Annotated in this window: 14 protein-coding genes; 2 read left to right on the plus strand and 12 right to left on the minus strand. The window is 63.0% G+C overall.

Features of this window, described 5'->3' with window-relative positions; all coding sequences use genetic code 11:
* Positions 1 to 3 precede the first annotated feature (3 nt).
* Positions 4 to 717 (minus strand): 6-phosphogluconolactonase, encoded by a 714-nt coding sequence (pgl, locus tag UW3_RS0100475; protein WP_010220163.1) that lies wholly within the window; start codon positions 715 to 717, stop codon positions 4 to 6.
* Complete coding sequence (gene zwf / locus UW3_RS0100480; protein ID WP_010220164.1) at positions 704 to 2,173, minus strand: glucose-6-phosphate dehydrogenase; 1,470 nt, start codon at positions 2,171 to 2,173, stop codon at positions 704 to 706. The genes pgl and zwf overlap by 14 nt, the downstream gene beginning before the upstream one ends.
* Positions 2,174 to 2,386: 213 nt before the next feature.
* Here zwf and hexR point away from each other — a divergent pair, with 213 nt between their 5' ends.
* The gene (gene hexR, locus UW3_RS0100485; RefSeq protein ID WP_174242320.1) at positions 2,387 to 3,247 is read left to right on the plus strand and encodes a DNA-binding transcriptional regulator HexR; all 861 of its coding nucleotides are present in this window, start codon (positions 2,387 to 2,389) and stop codon (positions 3,245 to 3,247) included.
* On the opposite strand, the gene UW3_RS0100490 is transcribed toward hexR, so the two are convergent.
* The 10 genes from UW3_RS0100490 to edd all read right to left on the minus strand — a co-directional run bounded on the left by UW3_RS0100490 (position 3,240) and on the right by edd (position 15,058).
* Complete coding sequence (locus UW3_RS0100490) at positions 3,240 to 4,094, minus strand: D-hexose-6-phosphate mutarotase (RefSeq protein WP_010220167.1); 855 nt, start codon at positions 4,092 to 4,094, stop codon at positions 3,240 to 3,242. The genes hexR and UW3_RS0100490 overlap by 8 nt on opposite strands.
* Positions 4,095 to 4,237: 143 nt before the next feature.
* Positions 4,238 to 5,584 (minus strand): carbohydrate porin, encoded by a 1,347-nt coding sequence (locus UW3_RS0100495; protein WP_010220169.1) that lies wholly within the window; start codon positions 5,582 to 5,584, stop codon positions 4,238 to 4,240.
* 54 nt (positions 5,585 to 5,638) lie between these two features.
* Positions 5,639 to 6,799, minus strand: a complete 1,161-nt coding sequence (locus tag UW3_RS0100500; RefSeq protein WP_010220170.1) for an ABC transporter ATP-binding protein — start codon at positions 6,797 to 6,799, stop codon at positions 5,639 to 5,641.
* Between the two features lie 5 nt (positions 6,800 to 6,804).
* A complete protein-coding gene (locus tag UW3_RS0100505) occupies positions 6,805 to 7,650 on the minus strand; it encodes a carbohydrate ABC transporter permease (RefSeq protein WP_010220171.1) in 846 nt (281 codons plus the stop codon).
* Positions 7,643 to 8,551 carry a carbohydrate ABC transporter permease gene (locus UW3_RS0100510; protein ID WP_010220172.1) on the minus strand — a complete coding sequence of 303 codons (909 nt, stop codon included), beginning with the start codon at positions 8,549 to 8,551 and terminating at the stop codon, positions 7,643 to 7,645. The genes UW3_RS0100505 and UW3_RS0100510 overlap by 8 nt, the downstream gene beginning before the upstream one ends.
* Before the next feature lie 121 nt (positions 8,552 to 8,672).
* Positions 8,673 to 9,935, minus strand: coding sequence for an ABC transporter substrate-binding protein (locus UW3_RS0100515; protein ID WP_010220173.1), 1,263 nt, complete (start codon positions 9,933 to 9,935; stop codon positions 8,673 to 8,675).
* A 134-nt stretch (positions 9,936 to 10,069) separates the two neighbouring features.
* Positions 10,070 to 11,464 carry an ATP-binding protein gene (locus tag UW3_RS0100520; RefSeq protein ID WP_081492753.1) on the minus strand — a complete coding sequence of 465 codons (1,395 nt, stop codon included), beginning with the start codon at positions 11,462 to 11,464 and terminating at the stop codon, positions 10,070 to 10,072.
* Between the two features lie 43 nt (positions 11,465 to 11,507).
* Positions 11,508 to 12,206, minus strand: a complete 699-nt coding sequence (locus tag UW3_RS0100525; protein WP_036994276.1) for a response regulator — start codon at positions 12,204 to 12,206, stop codon at positions 11,508 to 11,510.
* A 75-nt stretch (positions 12,207 to 12,281) separates the two neighbouring features.
* Positions 12,282 to 13,235: a glucokinase gene (locus UW3_RS0100530; RefSeq protein ID WP_010220176.1), complete on the minus strand. Its 954-nt coding sequence runs from the start codon at positions 13,233 to 13,235 to the stop codon at positions 12,282 to 12,284.
* Entirely contained in the window at positions 13,232 to 15,058 is a 1,827-nt protein-coding gene (gene edd / locus UW3_RS0100535; RefSeq protein WP_010220177.1) for a phosphogluconate dehydratase, read from the minus strand. Before edd ends, UW3_RS0100530 begins: the two co-directional genes overlap by 4 nt.
* 269 nt (positions 15,059 to 15,327) lie before the next feature.
* On the opposite strand from edd, the gene gap reads away from it, so the two are divergent.
* The gene (gene gap / locus UW3_RS0100540) at positions 15,328 to 16,329 is read left to right on the plus strand and encodes a type I glyceraldehyde-3-phosphate dehydrogenase (RefSeq protein WP_010220178.1); all 1,002 of its coding nucleotides are present in this window, start codon (positions 15,328 to 15,330) and stop codon (positions 16,327 to 16,329) included.
* Positions 16,330 to 16,397 lie beyond the last annotated feature (68 nt).

The following is a 16,397-nucleotide window of genomic DNA, read 5'->3' on the forward strand; positions in this document are numbered from 1 at the left end:
GGCTCATGGGCACCAGTAAATATCCAGAGGGTCTTGTAAGAAGGCGCGAATCGGCATTTGCGCCGAGTCGTCGCCGGCCAGCGCGGCGCGCAGGGTAGCGAGTTTGCCCGCACCTTGCACCGACAAGGCGGTAAAGCCGGCACGGGCCAGCAGTGCGCGGGTCATGCTCAAGCGCTGATGCGGCACCGCCGGCGCCCGCATCGCCAGGCAGCGACGCGGGCTGCTTGGGTCAAGGCCTTCGGCAAGGTTCGGGCTGTTGGGGAACAGCGAGGCGGTATGGCCATCGTCGCCCATGCCCAGCACCAGTACGTCGATCCCTGGCAGTTCGGCCAGGGCCTGATCGGCTTCCTGCGCAGCGGCCTCAAGACTGCCTGCGGCGCGATAGAGGCTGAGGAAACGCGCCTTGGCAGCAGGACCGGTCAACAAATGGCGCTTGAGCAGGCCGGCATTGCTGTCGGCATGCTCGACCGGCACCCAGCGCTCGTCAGCCAGGGTCACCAGCACCTTCGACCAGTCCAGCGGCTGCTTGAGCAGCGCCGCAAAGAAAGCCACCGGGCTGCGCCCACCGGACACTACCAGGGTGGCCTGGCCTTTAGCTGCAATGGCCATATTCAGGCGCCCGGCCACGTCCTTGGCCAGCCCTTCGGCCAATTGCGGCGCGGTGTTGAAATCATGTGCCGTGACGGTTGCCGGCAGTTGCAGTTCAGATATCGCCATACCAGGACCTCCCATCGCGGGTAATCAGTGCAATCGAGCTCATCGGCCCCCAGGAACCGGCGGCATAGGGCTTGGGCGCGTCGCCCGACTGTTTCCAGCCGGCGATCAGCTGATCGCACCACTTCCACGCGTATTCGATTTCATCCTTGCGCACAAACAGGTTCTGATTGCCGCGCATCACTTCCAGCAACAACCGCTCGTAGGCATCGGGGATCCGCGCGCTACGCCAGGTATCGGAGAAATTCAGCTGCAAGGGCCCGCTGCGCAGTTGCATGCCTTTGTCCAGGCCCTGCTCCTTGGTCATCACCCGCAGCGAGATACCTTCGTCCGGTTGCAGGCGGATGATCAGCTTGTTGCCAATCTGCAAACGCTGTTCCGGGGCGAAGATGTAGTGCGGGGTTTCCTTGAAGTGGATGACGATCTGCGACAGCTTCTGCGGCATGCGCTTGCCGGTGCGCAGGTAGAACGGCACCCCGGCCCAGCGCCAGTTGCGGATATCGGCACGCAGAGCGACGAAGGTTTCGGTGTCGCTCTGGGCGTTGGCGTTGTCTTCTTCCAGGTAACCGGGCACCGGCTTGCCTTCGCTGTAGCCGGCAATGTACTGGCCGCGCACCACTTGCGTGCTCAAGCCCTCGCCCTTGATCGGCGCCAGGGCCTTGAGCACCTTGACCTTCTCGTCACGGATACTGTCGGCCGAGAGATCGCTGGGCGGGTCCATGGCAATCAGGCAGAGCAGTTGCAGCAGGTGGTTCTGGATCATGTCGCGCAGTTGCCCGGCCTTGTCGAAATAGCCCCAGCGCCCTTCGATGCCGACTTTTTCGGCGACGGTGATCTCCACGTGGGAGATCGAGTTCTGGTTCCACTGGGTTTCGAACAGGCTGTTGGCAAAACGCAGGGCAATGAGGTTCTGCACCGTCTCCTTGCCCAGGTAATGGTCAATGCGGTAGACGCGGTTTTCTGGAAAGTACTGGGCCACGGCGTCGTTGACCCGCCGTGAGGATTCCAGGTCATGGCCGATGGGTTTTTCCAGCACCACCCGGGTACGGGCGCTGAGGCCAACCTTGTCGAGGTTCTCGCAGATGCCGCCATACACCGCCGCCGGGGTGGCGAAGTAGGCGATCAACTGGCTGTCGCTGCCAACCTGCTCGGCCAGGGCCTGATAGTCATCGGCCTGGAGAAAATCCACGTGCAGGTAGCTCAGGCGGGCCAGGAAGCGCTGCAACACCGGCGCCTCGATCTGCCCGGCGGGCACGAACTCCCGCAGATGCGCTTCTATCGACGCCAGGTGTTGTTCAACGCTGCCCGCCTCGCGGGCCAGGGCCAGCACGCGGGTGTCGGCGTGCAGCAAATCGGCCCGGTCGAGCTGATAAAGCGCCGGAAATAGCTTGCGCAAGGCCAGGTCGCCAAGGGCGCCAAACAGGGCAAAGGTGCAGGGTTCAACGCTGATCGAAGCCATGATGTTGGTTCTTTTATCAAGTTGACGTAGAAATACCGTTTTCAATCGCAGTTTTCAAGGAATAATGTAGTAAAAACCACAACATTTTACCCAGTGGACAGATTCAAGTGGTGTGCCACCCATGCCATCAGTACGATAGGCCACCGTGTCAAAAGCCCGCAGCTGTCACCAGCCGGGTGCCTCATCGACCCAAGGAAAACACCCATGGACCGCGTGCGAAACCTCCTGGAGCAGATCCAGGGCCGCCTCGAAGAGCTGAACAAGGCTGAGCGTAAAGTCGCCGAAGTCATCCTGCTCAACCCCCAGCAAGCCACCCGTTTCAGCATTGCCGCCCTGGCCCAGGCCGCCAAGGTCAGCGAGCCGACGGTCAATCGCTTTTGCCGCTCGTTCGGCGTCAGCGGCTACCCCGAACTGAAGCTGCAACTGGCGCAGAGCCTGGCCAGCGGCGCTGCCTACGTCAGCCGGGCAGTGGAAGCCGACGATGATCCGGCGTCCTACACCCAGAAAATCTTCGGCAGCGCCATCGCCTCGCTGGACAGTGCCTGCCAGCAACTGGATCCGCAGCTGATCAGCCGCGCCGTCGACATGCTGATCCAGGCCCGGCAGATCCACTTCTTCGGCCTCGGCGCCTCGGCCCCGGTGGCGCTGGATGCCCAGCACAAGTTCTTCCGCTTCAACCTGGCAGTGTCGGCCCACGCCGATGTGCTGATGCAACGCATGCTGGCCTCGGTGGCCCACACCGGCGAGCTGTTCGTGATCATCTCCTACACCGGGCGCACCCGCGAGCTGGTTGAAGTCGCGCGCCTGGCCCGGGAAAACGGCGCCTCGGTACTCGGCCTGACCGCCGCCGACTCGCCATTGGCCAAGGCCAGCAGCCTGAGCCTGAACATCCCGCTGCCGGAAGACACCGACATCTATATGCCGATGACCTCGCGAATCATCCAGCTGACCGTGCTCGACGTGCTGGCCACCGGCATGACCTTGCGCCGCGGCGTCGACTTCCAGCCGCACCTGCGCAAAATCAAGGAAAGCCTCAACGCCAGCCGTTACCCGATCGACGACGAACTCAACTGAGCAGGTGCGCCTGCAAACGCAGGTGTGCTTGCTCCCCTGGCGCCAGGCTCAGGCTGTCACTGCTGCCACTGGCCGCCTCGACACAGACGAAGCCCAGGGTTTCGCTGCCACTGACACCCATCAACGGCCGACTGCCGGGGTGCCAGACCACGGTATCCTCGCTGTCACCGGTATCGATGCACAGCTGGCGCTGCCAAGCCGGATCGTGCAACTGCAGGGTCGCCGCATTGGGAAACACCCGCTGGCAACCGCCGTGGACCTTCAAAGCGCCCTTCTGGCGACAGGATTGACGGTTCAAACGGTCGTAACCTTCAATGTTTTCCAGCCCAGATAGCGCTATCTCAGAAACGTCACTAATACGCCAGTAAGCCAGCAGAGCATGACTCAACTGACAAGGCTGGCTGTCCTGGTGTTCGGTACTCAGCTGCAGCTCCATGCGTTTACCCAGCCTGGCCAACAGGTCGACCTGCCAGTCGCACAGTTGCAGGCGCCATTTGAGGGTCACGCCGTGTTCATCTTCGCTGCTGTCGATCAGCTTCCAGTCGAGCAAGCGCGCCCAGCCGTGGGCCGGCCACATGTCTTCGCTGGGATGACGGCCATACCAGGGCCAGCACACCGGCACGCCGCCACGGATGGCGCCAACTTGCGGCCACTGCGCCGCACACCACAGCCACGGGCGCTCGCCCTGCGGTTGGAAGTGCAACAATTGCGCACCCTGACGGCTGAACACCGCCTGGCATTGCGGGTGATCGATGATCAGCACATCGCGCTGCTGGTAACGCTCCCACTCGAAGGTCGGCCGCGGCCTCTGCGAGGTGAAGAAACGTTGTAGCGGGTGCTCTGGCATGGCTGGGAACTCTTGTTATTCAGTGGGAACGCTATCGCTGGCAAGCCAGCTCCCACAGGATCTGCGCAACCCATGTGGGAGCTGGCTTGCCAGCGATCGACCGCACAGCGGTCGCAATATGCGTAAATTTACAACATATCACCTCAGAACGACGACTGAATCTTCAACCCGGCGACCAGCGCGTTATCCACCTCATCGACCCCGCCCGGGCTCTTGATGTACTGCAGGTTCGGCCGCACGGTCAGCCAGTTGGTGACGTGGAAGCCGTAGTACAGCTCGGCGTTGTATTCGGTCTTCTGGATCGGCACGAAACCGGCGTCGTTGTAATCCTCGATGCCGCTTTGCTGATTGAGCAGTTGCGCGCGATCCTTCACATCATCGTTGACGTGAATGCGCGCCACGCCAAAGCCGATGTCATCCTTGGGCCGGCCATCGAAGGCACCCTTGTAGACCATGCCCACCTGCTGGTAGTTGTCCACCACGTTGGTGGCCTTGTCGTGCACGGTGAAGTTGGCGAACAGGCTCAGGCCGCGGTTGGCATCGCCGTTGTGCGCGGTGACCTGCTGCTGGGCCACCACCCACCAGCCATGCTTGCTCGAATGCGACTTGAAGGCGGCGCCGGTCAGCGCCTGGGGCTGGCCATTGACATCGTCATACAGGTCATCGGCCTTGGCCGTGCTGTAGTAGTAACCCAGGCGGTACTCGCCCGGCAGGCCATTGACCTGCGGCGACCAGACCAGTTCCACCGGCAGGATCATGCCCTTGGTGCCGCTGCCGCTGAGCTTGAAGCCGTTGCCGGTCTCGAGGTTGGAGGGGTTCTGCTCATACACGCCGACCTGGGCGAAGAACTCCGGGGTTATGTTGTACTTGACCCGCATCGCCCATTGGCTGACCGGCCAGTTGTACCAGATGCCACCCACCCAGTTGCCCACTTGCGAGCCGCAGAACGCCAGGTTCTGGAAGTCGCAGGGGAAGCTGTTGAAGTCCTCGCCTTCGCCAAAGCGCCCGACCTTCACGTCCAGGGCGCCGTCGAAGTACTTCTGTTTGACCCACATCTGCGTCAGGCGCCAGGTCTGGCCGCGGCCCCAGACCTCCTGAACCGAACTGAACTGCCCGGCGCGCGGGTCGCTGATACGGTCGTTGGACAGGTTGCGACCGCTACGCTCGGTGATCGCCAGCTTGAACTCGGCATCCTGCCAACCGAAGATCTTCTCCAGGTCCAGGTGCGCGCCGAGGGCGAACTGGTCACTGTAGCGGGCAGTCTTGTCGTCGTTGTAGCCACCGTTGAGGTTGCCGGCCACCTCACCGACGTAATCGAGGGTGAAGTCGTAGCCCTTCTCCAGCAATTCGGTACGGGTACCGCCCCAATCGCCGCTCATCCATTTCGACTCCGGGGCAAAGGCGCCGGCCGCCTGCACCCCGCAACTGACGCCCAGGGCCGCCAGCAGGGTCAATGGCGCCAGCGGCTTGATACGCTTGAAGTGATCCATCCCTTGTTTCCTCGTTTTATTGTTCTCGATGGGTTTCTACGTTCTCTAACGAATTCAGCGGCCCTTGAATTGGGCGACATTATCCTTGCCCGCCTGGGCCAGTACCGGCGCAGCGACGCCCAGGCGCTCGCCAGTGGCGGCATCGAACAGCAGCACCCGCGCCGGGTCGAACTGCAGGTTCAGGGTGTCGCCCACCTGGGTCGGTACATCCGGGGCCAGGCGGCAGCAGACTTTGGTCTGGTTCAAGGTAACGAACACCAGCAGGTCCGGGCCGGTGGGTTCGGTGACTTGCACCTCGGCACGAATACTCGGCAAACCATTGGCCTGGGCCGGGGCCAGGGCGATCTGTTCCGGGCGAATGCCGAGGATCACTTCACGGTCCTCCAGGCCCGCCGTCTCGATACCCAAGGGTAGCTCGCAGCGCGCCTGGCCACTGTCGAGCAGCGCCAGCAGGCGGCCGTCCTGGCGTTGCAGGCGCAGGGGAATGAAGTTCATCGGTGGCGAACCGATGAAGCTGGCGACGAACAGGTTGGCCGGATCGTTGTAGATCTGCTGCGGGGTGCCGAACTGCTGGATCAGCCCGTCCTTCATCACCGCCACTTTGTCGCCCAGGGTCATGGCCTCGATCTGATCGTGGGTGACGTACACCGTGGTGGTCTTCAGGCGTTGATGCATCAGCTTGATTTCGGTGCGCATCTCCACCCGCAGCTTGGCGTCGAGGTTGGACAGCGGCTCGTCGAACAGGTAGATCTTCGGTCGCCGCGCCAAGGCCCGGCCCATGGCCACGCGCTGCTGCTGCCCCCCGGACAGCTGACCGGGCTTGCGCGTGAGCAGATGCTCGATCTGCAGCAGCTTGGCCACCCGTGCCACCTCTTCATCGATGGCGGCGGCGGGCATCTTGCGCATCTTCAGGCCGAAGGCGATGTTGTCGCGCACGTTCATGGTCGGGTACAGCGCGTAAGACTGAAACACCATGGCGATGTCGCGATCCTTGGGACTCATCCCGCTAATGTCGGCATCGTCCACCAGGATCGCCCCGCCACTGATCTGTTCGAGGCCGGCGATGCAGTTCATCAGGGTCGATTTACCACAACCGGACGGGCCGACCAGGATCAGGAACTCGCCGGAGTCGATCGACAGTTCGATGTTTTTCAAGGTGTCCGGCAGGCCGCTGCCGTAGCTCTTGTTGACGTTGCGCAGTTCAAGCGTTGCCATTGTGTTTACCCCTTGACCGCGCCGGCCGTGAGCCCGCGCAGGAAATACTTGCCAGCCAGCACATAGACCAACAGGGTCGGTAACCCGGCGATCATCGCCGCCGCCATGTCGACGTTGTATTCCTTGACCCCGGTGCTGGTATTGACCAGGTTGTTCAGGGCCACGGTGATCGGTTGTGCGTCGCCGCTGGCGAACACCACGCCGAAGAGAAAGTCGTTCCAGATCTGGGTGAACTGCCAGATCAGGCAGACCATGATGATCGGCACCGACATCGGCAGCAGGATGCGCCCGAAGATGGTGAAGAACCCCGCGCCATCGAGCCGCGCCGCCCGCACCAGGGCATCCGGCACGCTGCAGTAGTAGTTGCGGAAAAACAGCGTGGTAAAGGCCAGGCCATAGACGATGTGTACCAGCACCAGGCCGGTGGTGGTGCTTGCCAGGCCAAGCTTGCCGAGGGTGAACGAGGCCGGCAGCAGCACGGTCTGGAACGGCAGGAAGCAACCGAACAGCAGCAGCCCGAAGAACAGCTGCGAGCCCCTGAAGCGCCACATCGACAGCACATAGCCATTGAGCGCACCGAGCAGGGTCGAGATCAGCACCGCCGGCACGGTGATCTTCACCGAGTTCCAGAAGTAGCCACCCACCGTGTCCCAGGCCTTGATCCAGCCAATGCCGGTGATCACCTCGGGCCAGCTCAGCAGATTGCCGGTACGGATGTCTTCCGGCGACTTGAAGCTGGTCAGCAGCATCACGATCAGCGGGATCAGGTACAGCGCGCAGGCCAGGATCAGGGTCGAATAGATGGCCAGGCGGCTGAGGCTCAATGAGCGGGGAGCGAGGGACCTAGTCATGGCGCTTGTTCCTCAGTTCCGAATACAGGTAAGGCACCAGGATCGACAGGATCGCGCCGAGCATCAGGATCGCACTGGCCGAGCCCATGCCCATCTGCCCGCGGCTGAAGGTGAAGGAGTACATGAACATCGCCGGCAGGTCCGAGGCATAGCCCGGGCCGCCCGCGGTCATCGCCGCGACCAGGTCGAAGCTCTTGATCGCGATGTGCGCAAGGATCATCAACGCACTGAAAAATACCGGACGCAGGCTCGGCAGGACGATACGCAGGTAGATGCTCGGCAGGCTGGCGCCATCGACTTGCGCGGCGCGAATGATCGATTGATCGACGCCGCGCAGGCCGGCCAGGAACAGCGCCATGACAAAGCCCGAGGCCTGCCACACGGCGGCGATCACCAGGCAGTAGACGACCCGGTCGGGGTCCACCAGCCAGTCCAGGCGAAAGCCTTCCCAGCCCCAGTCGCGGAGCATCTTGTCCAGGCCCAGGCCGGGGTTGAGCAGCCATTTCCAGGCGGTGCCGGTGACGATCATCGACAGCGCCATCGGGTACAGGTAAATGGTGCGAATGAACCCTTCGCGGCGGATGCGCTGGTCGAGCAGCACCGCCAGCAGCACGCCGATCACCAGGCTGATGGCGATGAACATACCGCCGAACAGCAGCAGGTTCTTGCTCGCCACCCACCAGCGGTCGTTCTCCATCAGCCGCGCGTACTGCGCCAGGCCCACCCACTTGTAGCTGGGCATGAAGCTTGAGTTGGTGAAGGACAGGACGAAGGTCCAGAGGATGTAGCCGTAAAAGCCCACCAGGACGATCAGCATGCTAGGCGCCAGTACCAGTTTCGGTAGCCAGCGCTGCAGGGCGTCCAGGGGGGAGGCCTTGTTGATTGTGGCAACAGTGCTCATCAGGATGATCTCGTGTGGAGGCTATCGCGGGGCAAGCCCGCTCCTACAGGGATGCGTTGCTGTTGTGGGAGCGGGCTTGCCCCGCGAAGGGTCCGAAAGCCCGCCCCCGCACATCAGCCCATCACTTGGCCGACTTGATCGCCGAATTCAGCTGTTTGACCGCTGTCGCCGGGTCGGCTTTCGGGTCGTTGAAGAAGTTGGTGACAACATCGAAGATCGCCCCTTGCACCGCCAGGGAGGTCGCCATGTTGTGGGCCATGCTCGGTTGCAGGCCGTCACCTTTTTCCGCTTCCTTGAAGTCCGCCGCCGACTTCTGCGTACAGGCGTCGAACTGGCTCATGTCCATGTCCTGGCGCACCGGCAGGGAGCCCTTGTTCTGGTTGAACACGGTCTGGAACCGCGGCTCCAGGGCGACCTTGGCCAGGTCGTTCTGGGCCTTGATGTCGTTCGCGTTCTTGAGCTTGAACATCGCCAGCGAATCGATGTTGTAGGCGAAGCTGCCCTGGGTGCCGGGGAAGGCCACGCACTGGTAGTCCTTGCCCGCGACCTTGCCGGCGGCAGTCCATTCGCTCTTGGCCCAGTCGCCCATGATCTGCATGCCGGCCTTGCCGTTGATGACCTCGCCAGCGGCAATGTTCCAGTCACGTCCGGCGCGGTTAGGGTCCATGTAGGTGCCCAGGCGTTGCAGGGTCTTGAACACCTCGATCATTTTTTCGCCGGTCAGGGTGTCTTCGTCCAGTTCGACAAAGGCTTGGTGATAGCCCTGGGGCCCGAGGATGCTCAGCACCAGGTCTTCGAACACGGTGCTGTCCTGCCACGGCTGGCCACCATGGGCCAGCGGGGTGAAGCCGGCAGCCTTGAGCTTGTCGGCGGCAGCGAACAGTTCGTCGAGGGTGGTCGGCACCTTGGCACCGGCCTTGTCGAACACCTGCGGATTGATCCACAACCAGTTGACCCGGTGGATGTTCACCGGCACCGCTACATAGTGGCCGTCGTACTGCATGAGCTGCGCAACTTTCTTTGGCAGCAGGGCATCCCAGTTGTTGGCTTTGGCGACATCATCAAGCTCAGTGAGCAGGCCCAGCGCGCCCCATTCCTGGATATCCGGCCCCTTGATCTGGGCGGCGCCCGGCGGGTTGCCGGCGACCGCGCGGCTTTTCAGCACGGTCATGGCCGCGGCGCCACCGCCACCGGCGACGGCGTTGTCCTTCCAGGTGAAGCCGTCTTTCTCGACTTGTTCCTTGAGGGTTTTCACCGCCGCGGCTTCACCGCCGGAGGTCCACCAGTGGGTGACTTCGACCGTACCGTTAGCGGCAGCAACAGCACTCAAGGGCAACAAGGAGGCGAGAGAAATGACAGCGGCGAGGCGATTGATCGCATTCATCGAGAGGAACCTTTTCTTGTTGTTATGCAGGTGCAAGTCGTGGTGCTTGCGCTTGCATCAGAGTCTAACCAGCGGCACCTGTGCCGGAGGTAACGAAGGGATGCGCTAATGTCACAGGCTGGTGACATTCGCTTTCAGTCACTGCTGCGCGGCAGGCTCAGGGTCACCCGCAAGCCGCCCTCACGCAGGTTGCGCAGGCTCACTTCACCGCCATGGCTGTGCGCGATGTTGCGCGCGATACCCAGCCCCAGACCGTAACCCTGCTGCTGCCCGGCCAGGCGAAAGTGCGGCTCGAACACCTGTTCCTGACGCTGCTCAGGCACACCCGGGCCCTCGTCGTCGACCTGCAAAACGAAGTCACTGTCGCTGTCGAGGATGCGCAGGTGAGCACGCTCGCCATACTTCAGGGCGTTGTCGATCAGGTTGCCGATGCAGCGCTTGAGCGCCAGTGGCTTGCCGGGATACGGCGCCAGCGCGCGGCCTTCAAGCGTGATCTGGCCGCTGCCCAGGTACGGCTCGACCAGGCATTCGAGCACCTGGTTGAGGTCGATACGCTCGATGTTCTCGTGGATGTCGGTGTCTTTCACGCATTGCAGTGCGCCCTTGACCAACATCTCCAGCTCATCCAGGTCGCGGCCGAACTTGGCCTGCAACGGCTCGTCATCCAGCAGCTCGACCCGCAGGCGCAAACGCGTGATCGGCGTGCGCAGGTCGTGGGAGATGGCGCTGAACAACTGGCTGCGTTCGGTCAGGTAGCGGCTGATGCGCTCGCGCATGGCATTGAAGGCCCGGCCCACCTCCTCCACTTCGCTGCCACCGCCTTCCGTCACCGGCTCGACATCGGCCCCCAGTGACATTTCCCTGGCAGCCAGGGCCAGGCGCTTGAGCGGGCGGCTCTGCCAGTGCACCAGCAAACCGATGAACAACAGCAGGAACGAGCTGGTGAGCACGATGAACCACAGCTGCTGACTCGGCAGGCCCTGTTCTTCGAGGCTGGTGTAGGGCTCGGGCAGCAACGAGGCGATGTACAGCCATTCGTCTTCATCCAGGCGGATCTGGGTCACCAGCACTGGCGGGTTGATCGGCTCCAGGGTCAACGCATAGTGCGCCCAGGAGCGCGGCAGCTCATCGAGTTTCAGGCCGCTGTTGAAGATCCGCAGATCCTGCGGGCTGACGAACTGGATGGAGATTTCCAGCTGCGCGCCAAGGCGCTGGTGCAGCACGTCGCCGACGGCATCGACCACCGCTTGCTTGCGCGGCGTGGCCGCCAGCACCTGCATGCCCAGGGGTTTGTCATTGAGGGAAACGACAAAACGGGTGCCGCCCATGCTGCGCAACTGGTCGAGCACCATCGGCCGGTACGCCACCGGCAGCGAACGAAAGTAACTGACGCTGGCACTCATCGAATGGGCCAGGCTGCGCGCGCTGGCGACCAGGCCCTCCATCTGGCTGGCGCGCAGTTGCGACAGCCAGATCAGGCTCGACAGGCCCTGCGCCAGCAGCACCACCAGCAGGGTCAACAGCAGCATCCGCCCCAGCAGCGAGCGCGGCAGCGGCAGTCGCCAGCGCCCTTCAGTGCGCAGGCGCAACGTTGGCCGCCAGCAGGTAACCACTGCCGCGTACGGTACGAATCAAACGCGGCGGTTTGTCTGTGTCGCGCAGGCGTTGGCGCAGGCGGCTGACCGCCATGTCGACGATACGGTCCAGGGGCATCGGCTCGCGACCGCGGGTGGCATTGCCGATGGTGTCGCGGTCGAGGATCTGTTGCGGGTGATCGAGGAACAGTTTGAGCAAGGCAAAGTCGGCGCCGGAAAGGATCACCTCTTCACCATCGCGGTGGAACAAGCGGTGGCTGATGGTATCCAGGCGCCAGTCATCGAAGGCCAGCACATCACCGCCATTGCGCTCCTGGCCAAAACCGGCACGGCGCAACAGGGCTTTGATCCGCGCCTGCAGTTCACGCGGACTGAAGGGTTTACCCAGGTAATCATCGGCGCCCAGCTCCAGGCCGATGACCCGGTCGGCCTCGTCGGAGCTGGCAGTGAGCATGATGATCGGCACCTGCGCCAGGCGCGGATGCTGACGCACCCAGCGGCACAAGCTGAAACCGTCTTCGTCGGGCAGCATCACATCGAGGATCACCAGGTCGCAATCGCTGGCATCCAGAGCCTGGCGAAAGCCGCGCCCGTCGGCCACCGCCTGGACGCTGAAACCGGCACGGCTCAGGTAGGTTTGCAACAGCTCACGGATGTCCTGGTCGTCGTCGACCATCAGTATCGACTTGCTCACGCATCACTCCTTGTCTATCAGGGAGAGGGCCTCGCGGGGCAAGCCCGCCCCCAGATATCAGCCGGCTTGTTGCAAAGCTACGCCAGCCCCGAGTAAACCGGAGAACTCAGCGGTTACCAACCATACCGGGACATCCTTGAAGTAGCCACTCATGCAGCCCTTGTCGGCAAAGCTGGCGCTAAAGCCGCTGCGCAAGAACAGTTCGGCAAAGCGCGGAATCACGCCGCCGACGATATACACCCCGGCGCGTGCGCCGAGAGTCAGGACATCATTGCCCGCTACTCGGCCCAGGAAGCAGCAGAACTGCTCGATCACCGCCAGGGCAACAGGCTCACCGGCCAGCGCCGCATCGGTGATCGCCGCCGGGCTCTGCAGCGGTGCGGGCTGGCCGTCCAGCGCGCAGATGGCCTGGTACAAACGCAACAGGCCGCCGCCGCTGAGGACGGATTCGGCGCTGACATGACCGATTTCGTTCTCGATCTGCTGACGAATCTGCGCTTCGCGGGCATTGCCCACCGGCAGGTCGACATGCCCGCCCTCGCCGGGCAAGGCCATCCAGCGGTCCTCTCCCAGGCTCAGCAAGGTGCCGACGCCAAGACCCGTGCCCGGGCCGATCACCAGGGCCGGGCGGCCGGCATCGGGCGTGCCGTCGCAAACGGTACGGTACTCGCCCGCCTGCAGACGGGTCATGCCCAGGGCCATGGCGGTGAAGTCGTTGATCAGCAGCAAGCGCTCGACCTGCAAGGTCTTGCAGAACGCCTGACGGCTGAGGCGCCAGTGGTTGTTGGTAAAGCGGAACTCATCGCCATCGACCGGCCCGGCCACCGCCAGGCACACCGCGCCCAGCTCACCGCGGGCCAGGCCATGATCGGCCAGATAGGCGCCGATGGCCTGTTCCGGGCTGGTGTAGTCGGCCGTGGCAAAGACCTGCACCGCGTGCATGCGGTTGTCTTCCCAGAGGGCAAAGCGCGCGTTGGTGCCGCCGATATCGCCGACCAGTGCGCGCTTCACTTGAGCGTCTCCAGTGCCGAGGTGAAGGCGCTGGCGCCCTTCTCCGCCGGGCTCAGGGCGGTACGCAGGAAGCCAAACAGCTCGCGGCCGCAGCCCAGGTCATTGCCGCTCGGCGCCGCCGGCAGTTCACGATCAGCCAGTTCGGCCGCACTGAGCTTCACGGTCAAGGTGCCGGCCACACCGTCGACGCGGACGATATCACCATCGCGCAGGCGTGCCAGCGGGCCGCCATCGAAGGCTTCAGGGCAAACATGAATGGCCGCGGGGATTTTCCCCGAAGCGCCGGACATACGCCCGTCGGTTACCAGTGCCACCTTGAAGCCACGATCCTGCAGCACGCCGAGGAACGGGGTCATCTTGTGCAACTCGGGCATGCCGTTGCAGCGCGGGCCCTGAAAGCGCATCACCGCGACAAAATCGCGCTCCAGCTCGCCGGCCTGGAACGCATCGGCCAGCGCCTGCTGGTCATGGAAGACCCGCGCCGGGGCTTCGACCACCTGATGTTCGGGAGCGACGGCGGAAACTTTCATCACCCCGCGCCCGAGGTTGCCTTCCATCACCCGCAGGCCGCCTTCGGGCGAGAACGGCCGCGCGACCGGACGCAGGATTGCCTCGTCCAGGCTCGCCTTTGGGCCTTCGCGCCAGACCAGCTTGCCGCCCTCGAGGAACGGCTCCTGGGTGTAACGGCGCAGACCGTGGCCAGCGACGGTGTTGACGTCTTCGTGGAGCAAACCGGCATCGAGCAGTTCGCGAATCAGCAAGGCCATGCCGCCGGCGGCCTGGAAGTGGTTGATGTCGGCCTTGCCGTTCGGGTAGACGTGAGACAGGGTCGGCACCACCTCCGAAAGCTCGGCCATGTCCTGCCAGGTCAGCTGGATGCCCGCCGCCTGGGCAATCGCCGGCATGTGCAGGGTATGGTTGGTCGAGCCGCCGGTGGCGTGCAAGGCAACGATGGAGTTGACCAGGGCTTTCTCGTCGACGATCTCGCCCAGGGGCATGAAGTTACCGCTGGCCTTGGTCATGCGCGTGACCTGTTGGGCGGCCTCGGCGGTGAGGGCATCGCGCAGCGGCGTGTACGGGTTGACGAACGAGGCGCCCGGCAGGTGCAGGCCCATCACTTCCATCAGCAACTGGTTGGTGTTGGCGGTGCCGTAGAAGGTGCAGGTGCCGGGGCTGTGATAGGACTTCATCTCCGACTCCAGCAGCTCCTCGCGGCTGGCCTTGCCTTCGGCGTAACGCTGGCGCACATCGGCTTTCTCCTTGTTGGAGATGCCCGACGGCATTGGCCCGCCCGGGACGAACAGGGTCGGCAGATGGCCGAAGCGCAACGCGCCCATTAGCAGGCCAGGGACGATCTTGTCGCAGATACCGAGCATCAGCGCCGCGTCGAACATGTTGTGCGACAGGGCAATGGCGGTCGACATGGCGATCACTTCGCGGCTGGCGATGCCCAGCTCCATGCCTGGCTCACCCTGGGTGACCCCGTCGCACATGGCCGGCACGCCACCGGCGAACTGGCCGACCGAGCCAATCTCGCGCAGCGCCTGTTTGATCTGTTCGGGGTAATGCTCATAAGGCTGATGCGCCGAGAGCATGTCGTTGTAGGCGGAGACGATGGCGACGTTGGCCGCGTTCATCATTCGCAGGCTCTGTTTGTCCTGGCTGCCACAGCCGGCGACACCGTGAGCGAAGTTGGCGCATTGCAGCTTGGCGCGCATCGGCCCGTCGCTGGCGGCCCCGCGAATCAGTTCAAGGTAGCGTTCACGGGTGGGGCGACTGCGGGCGATCAGCCGTTGGGTGACCTCAAGAATGCGCGGATGCATGTACTGGACTCCAGGCTATCGGTGGTTGCGACCTCTGCGGCGGTTTCCCTTATCAACGATCGCGGCCTAGGCTCAAAAACAGGGGCGATGCGTTGCGGGAGGAACGGCTTGGCCGATCGCTCGTTGTAGATTGAACAAAATACTGCCAGCAAAAAGGCTTGTTTTCTATTTTTTTACGAATAATCTTGTAATTCCAACAACAAAAACAGATGCAGTGAAGCAAAACTTCAATTGCCACGGGCTTCACCCGGTCTGCCAGAGGTAGCTCCATGACCCTTCGTATCGCAATCAATGGCTTTGGCCGCATCGGCCGCAACATCCTTCGCGCACTCTATACCCAAGGCTACCGCCAGGACCTGCAGGTCGTCGCCATCAACGACCTGGGCGACAGTGCGATCAATGCCCATCTGCTCAAACACGACAGCGTCCACGGCAGCTTTGCTGCCACGGTTGAATCCGATCACGAGAGCATTACTGTCAACGGCGACCGCATTGCCGTCAGCGCCATCCGCAATCCGGCGGAGTTGCCATGGAAAGCCGAAGCCATCGATGTGGTGTTCGAATGCACCGGCTTGTTCACCGAACGCGCCAAGGCGGCCGCCCATCTTACTGCCGGGGCTGGCAAAGTCATTATCTCGGCACCAGCCAAGGGTGCTGATGCCACCGTGGTGTATGGGGTCAACCATGACATCCTGCGCCCTTCGCACCAAATCATCTCCAGTGCTTCGTGCACCACCAACTGCCTGGCGCCGCTGGCCCAGGTACTGCACCGCGAGTACGGTATCGAACAAGGCTTGATGACCACCATCCACGCCTACACCAACGACCAGAACCTGACCGATGTCTACCACAGCGACCCGTTCCGTGCCCGCTCGGCGACCCAGTCGATGATCCCGAGCAAGACCGGCGCGGCCGAAGCGGTGGGCCTGGTGCTGCCGGAGCTGGCCGGCAAGCTCACCGGCATGGCCGTGCGGGTGCCGGTGATCAACGTGTCGCTGGTCGACCTTACCGTCAACCTTGAGCGCGAGGCCACGGCCACGGCAGTCAATGAGTTGTTCAAGGAAGCCAGCCGGCATTCCAAGGTGCTGGGCTACAACAGCCTGCCGCTGGTGTCCTGTGATTTCAACCATAACCCGCTGTCGTCGATTTTCGATGCCAATCACACCCGCACCAACGGGCGCATGCTCAAGGTGCTGGCCTGGTACGACAACGAATGGGGCTTCTCCAATCGCATGCTGGATAACTGCCTGGCGCTGTGCAACGCCCGTTGACGATCGCTGTGGGAGCTGGCAAGCCAGTTCCCACAGGTCCAGTGTCGCAGGTTAAAAAACGCCAATAC

Source organism: Pseudomonas donghuensis (genome assembly GCF_000259195.1).
Lineage (GTDB): Bacteria > Pseudomonadota > Gammaproteobacteria > Pseudomonadales > Pseudomonadaceae > Aquipseudomonas > Aquipseudomonas donghuensis.